This window comes from Streptomyces sp. SID11385, assembly GCF_010548245.1.
Taxonomy (GTDB): Bacteria; Actinomycetota; Actinomycetes; order Streptomycetales; family Streptomycetaceae; genus Streptomyces.
This window is the reverse complement of record NZ_JAAGLR010001015.1, coordinates 1-322: the sequence shown is the minus strand read 5'-3', so window position 1 is coordinate 322 and position 322 is coordinate 1. Positions and strand designations below refer to the sequence as shown.

The following is a 322-nucleotide window of genomic DNA, read 5'->3' as shown; positions in this document are numbered from 1 at the left end:
TTCCAGCGCGTGCCGCGCGGCGCGCCGACGCGGTCACCGCCCGCGGGCCCCAGCGGGTTGCCGCAGACGCAGCGCACCCGGGGCACGCCGCGCGCGTCGACGAGCACGGAGGTGCCCGACTGGAGGACGGCGCGGTACGTGGTGACCTCGCCCTTGGCGTAGCCGTGGGCCGTGACGACGGTGTCGGCGCGCAGGACGACGGGGGTGAGGTCGTCGAGCCAGCGGTCGAGCCCGGCGGCGGGGGTCCCGGCCGCGTGGGCGAAGGCGGTGGCGCGCGGCCGGTCGGCGGTGAGCAGCCGGGACTGGGCGCGGACGTCGCAGC

At 79.5% G+C, this 322-nt stretch carries 1 protein-coding gene; it reads right to left on the bottom strand.

Annotated elements, in window-relative coordinates; all coding sequences use genetic code 11:
* A partial coding sequence (locus G3I42_RS30935; RefSeq protein WP_343244711.1) for a DUF6777 domain-containing protein occupies positions 1–322 on the bottom strand: 322 nt, incomplete at both ends.